Genomic DNA, 2,680 nt, shown 5'->3' on the forward strand with positions numbered 1-2,680 from the left:
GCCCGCTTAGGAAACGCCCTCCCGCCGCCGACGCGACGGGAGGGCTGACATCAAGGAGCGTTCCAGGCGGTCGCCTCGCCCCGGGAGCTAGGGCGTGATGAACGCGGGCGGGCTGAGCAGGCTCTCCTCGCCGCCGCGCACGGCGCTCACGCAGAAGTAGGTGTAGACGTAGAGCGAGTCGCAGAGGCCGGCCTGCTCGCAGAGCACGGGGTCGACGTAGGCGAGGCCCGGATCCTCGTAGAGCAGCTCCGGCTCGCTGGTCGCCTGCCAGAAGGCCATGGAATCGAGCACGGCATAGCCGAGGTTGACGTAGAGGCCGACGTAGAGGCGGTACTCGTCCACGCCACCCGCATTGGGCACCGTCCACTCGAGCTGGACGCTCTCCGGGTCCAGGCGTTGCGCCAGGGTGATCTTGGGCACCGGCCCCTCGAGTACGGTCAGCAGGTCCTCGTGCTCCTTGCTGCAGGAGCCGAGGAGCAGCGTCAGTCCCGCGAGGGCCAGGGCGAGCAGGAGCATCCGTCGCGACATGCCAGTCTCCTTGCGCTAGAAGGCGATGGTCCAGGCCAGGCCGGCCGCACCGCGCTGCAGAACGGGCGTCAGGTGCCCGGGCAGCGCGGCGCCGTCGCCGGCGGCGGCGGAATCGGCGGGTCCTCCGAACAGCCAGGTGTCCACGAGGTTGCCGGCCCACCAGAGGGCCAGCCCGATCTCGAGGTTGCGGCGCAGATCGTAGCGGTCATCGGCGATGGGCGCGAGGCGCTTCATCTCCAGGAGCTGGGCATGGGCCGCGATGCCCTGCCCCCCGGCCACGGCGCGCCGGTAGCTCGCCTCCGCGTTCTCCATGTCCTTGGCCGCGCTGTGGTACTCCATGTGCGCGAAGAAGGTGCCGCCGACGAGCGCCGCCGCGCCGCCTGCCCAGAGGGCGCCCCGGCCCGTGCGACCCTGCTCGATCTGGCCGAGCCCAGGAATGAAGGCGCTTCGCAGCAGCGCGCTTTCGCGGGAGATCGGCGCCCGCTGGTAGCCCTCGGCCAGGGCCGCCACAGGCAGGGTGAGGAGGAGGAGCAGCGGAATCAGGCGACGGGCCTGCATGGGCGTTCTCCCTTCGCTCAGGCGTAGTCGTAGAAGCCGCGGCCGCTCTTGCGGCCGAGGCGCCCGGCGTCCACCATCTTGCGCAGCAGCGGGCAGGGGCGGTACTTGCTGTCGCCCAGGTCCCGGTGCAGCACCTCCATGATCCAGAGGCAGACGTCCAGGCCGATCAGGTCGGCGAGCTGCAGCGGGCCCATCGGGTGGGCCATGCCCAGCTTCATGATCGTGTCGATCGCGTCTCGGCCGGCCACGCCCTCCTGCAGCGTGTAGACCGCTTCGTTGATCATCGGCATCAGGATGCGGTTGGCGACGAAGCCCGGGTAGTCGTTCACCACGACCGGCGTCTTGCCGAGCTTCTCGGCCAGGGACACCGTGCGCGCCGTGACCGCGTCGCTGGTGTCCAGGCCGCGGATGATCTCGACCAGCTTCATCATCGGCACCGGGTTCATGAAGTGCATGCCGATGACGCGCTCGCGGTGCGGCAGCGGCCCGGCCAGCGTGCAGATCGAGATGCTCGAGGTGTTCGTGGCCAGGATGGCGCTCTCGCCGAGGGCCTTGGCCAGGGCGGCGAAGAGCTTGTGCTTGACCTCGAGGTTCTCGGTGGCGGCCTCGACGGCGAGGAAGGCGTCCGACTTGCTCGGGATCGAAGTTGCCGTGGCGATGCGGCCGAGGATGCCCTGCTTGTCGGCCGCGCTCAGCGCCTCCTTCTTGACGAGGCGATCGAGGCTCTTGTCGATGGTGGCCAGACCGCGCTTGAGGAAGTCCTCGCTCACATCGACCATGGTGACGTCGAAGCCGGAGGCCGCGAAGACCTGGGCGATGCCGTTCCCCATGGTGCCCGCGCCGATCACCAGCACGCTGTTCCCGTTCATCCTGCCTCCGGAAAGGCCCCCCTACGAGGCCCCGCTCGCGGGGTTTCCCCCGCCACCCCGGCGCCGCTAGGCCTCGGCGCGCCGCCGAGCCACTTCGGCGCGAATGTAGTCCACCACCTCGCTCGTGTCCGTGCCCGGGCCGAACAGTTGACCCACGCCCTGGGCGGCCAGCGCCGCCGCGTCCTCGGGCGGGATGATGCCCCCGCCGGTGATCAGGATGTCCCCCGCGCCGGCGGCGAGGAGCCGCTCGCGCACCCGCGGGATCAGGGGCATGTGCGCGCCCGAGAGGATGCTCAGGCCCACGACGTCGACGTCCTCCTGGACGGCGGCCTCGGCGATCATCTCGGGCGTCTGGTGCAGGCCCGTGTAGATCACCTCCATGCCGGCCTCGACGAGGGCGGCGGCGATCACGCGCGCGCCGCGGTCGTGGCCGTCCAGGCCCGGCTTGGCCACCAGCACGCGGATGCGTTCGTCCATGCTCCTGCCCTCCCGCGAGCGGAATCGCCCCCGGCGGACGATACCAAATCGGGACCTCGGAAGGGAATGGGATTAGTGGGCCTGAGCTCGGCCACGCGGGCCGTCCGCGATCGACGCTGGCCCGGCCTGCGAGCAGGCGGCTACCTGACGAACACGAGCTTCGTCGCGCGCATGTCCCCACCGGCGCGAAGGCGCCCGAAGTAAACGCCCGAGCTCAGGTGAAGACCAGCCCGCCGCAAGGTCTTGCA

At 70.4% G+C, this 2,680-nt stretch carries 4 protein-coding genes; all 4 read right to left on the bottom strand.

The window, feature by feature from the left end:
* Positions 1–87: 87 nt before the first annotated feature.
* Entirely contained in the window at positions 88–528 is a 441-nt protein-coding gene (locus tag FJ251_15290; GenBank protein ID MBM4119066.1) for a hypothetical protein, read from the bottom strand.
* 15 nt (positions 529–543) lie between these two features.
* Positions 544–1,086: a hypothetical protein gene (locus FJ251_15295; protein MBM4119067.1), complete on the bottom strand. Its 543-nt coding sequence runs from the start codon at positions 1,084–1,086 to the stop codon at positions 544–546.
* A gap of 17 nt (positions 1,087–1,103) precedes the next feature.
* Entirely contained in the window at positions 1,104–1,955 is an 852-nt protein-coding gene (locus tag FJ251_15300; protein ID MBM4119068.1) for a 3-hydroxybutyryl-CoA dehydrogenase, read from the bottom strand.
* 66 nt (positions 1,956–2,021) lie between these two features.
* Positions 2,022–2,432, bottom strand: coding sequence for a cobalamin B12-binding domain-containing protein (locus FJ251_15305; protein ID MBM4119069.1), 411 nt, complete (start codon positions 2,430–2,432; stop codon positions 2,022–2,024).
* Between the last annotated feature and the right edge of the window lie 248 nt (positions 2,433–2,680).

The organism is bacterium, from assembly GCA_016873475.1.
Taxonomy (GTDB): domain Bacteria; phylum Krumholzibacteriota; class Krumholzibacteriia; order JACNKJ01; family JACNKJ01; genus VGXI01.

Bases quoted from the DNA above. Each gene is read 5' to 3' on its own strand.
- FJ251_15295 (MBM4119067.1), bottom strand. From the start codon at position 1,086: ATGCAGGCCCGTCGCCTGATTCCGCTGCTCCTCCTCCTCACCCTGCCT.
- FJ251_15305 (MBM4119069.1), bottom strand. From the start codon at position 2,432: ATGGACGAACGCATCCGCGTGCTGGTGGCCAAGCCGGGCCTGGACGGC.
- FJ251_15290 (MBM4119066.1), bottom strand. From the start codon at position 528: ATGTCGCGACGGATGCTCCTGCTCGCCCTGGCCCTCGCGGGACTGACG.
- FJ251_15300 (MBM4119068.1), bottom strand. From the start codon at position 1,955: ATGAACGGGAACAGCGTGCTGGTGATCGGCGCGGGCACCATGGGGAAC.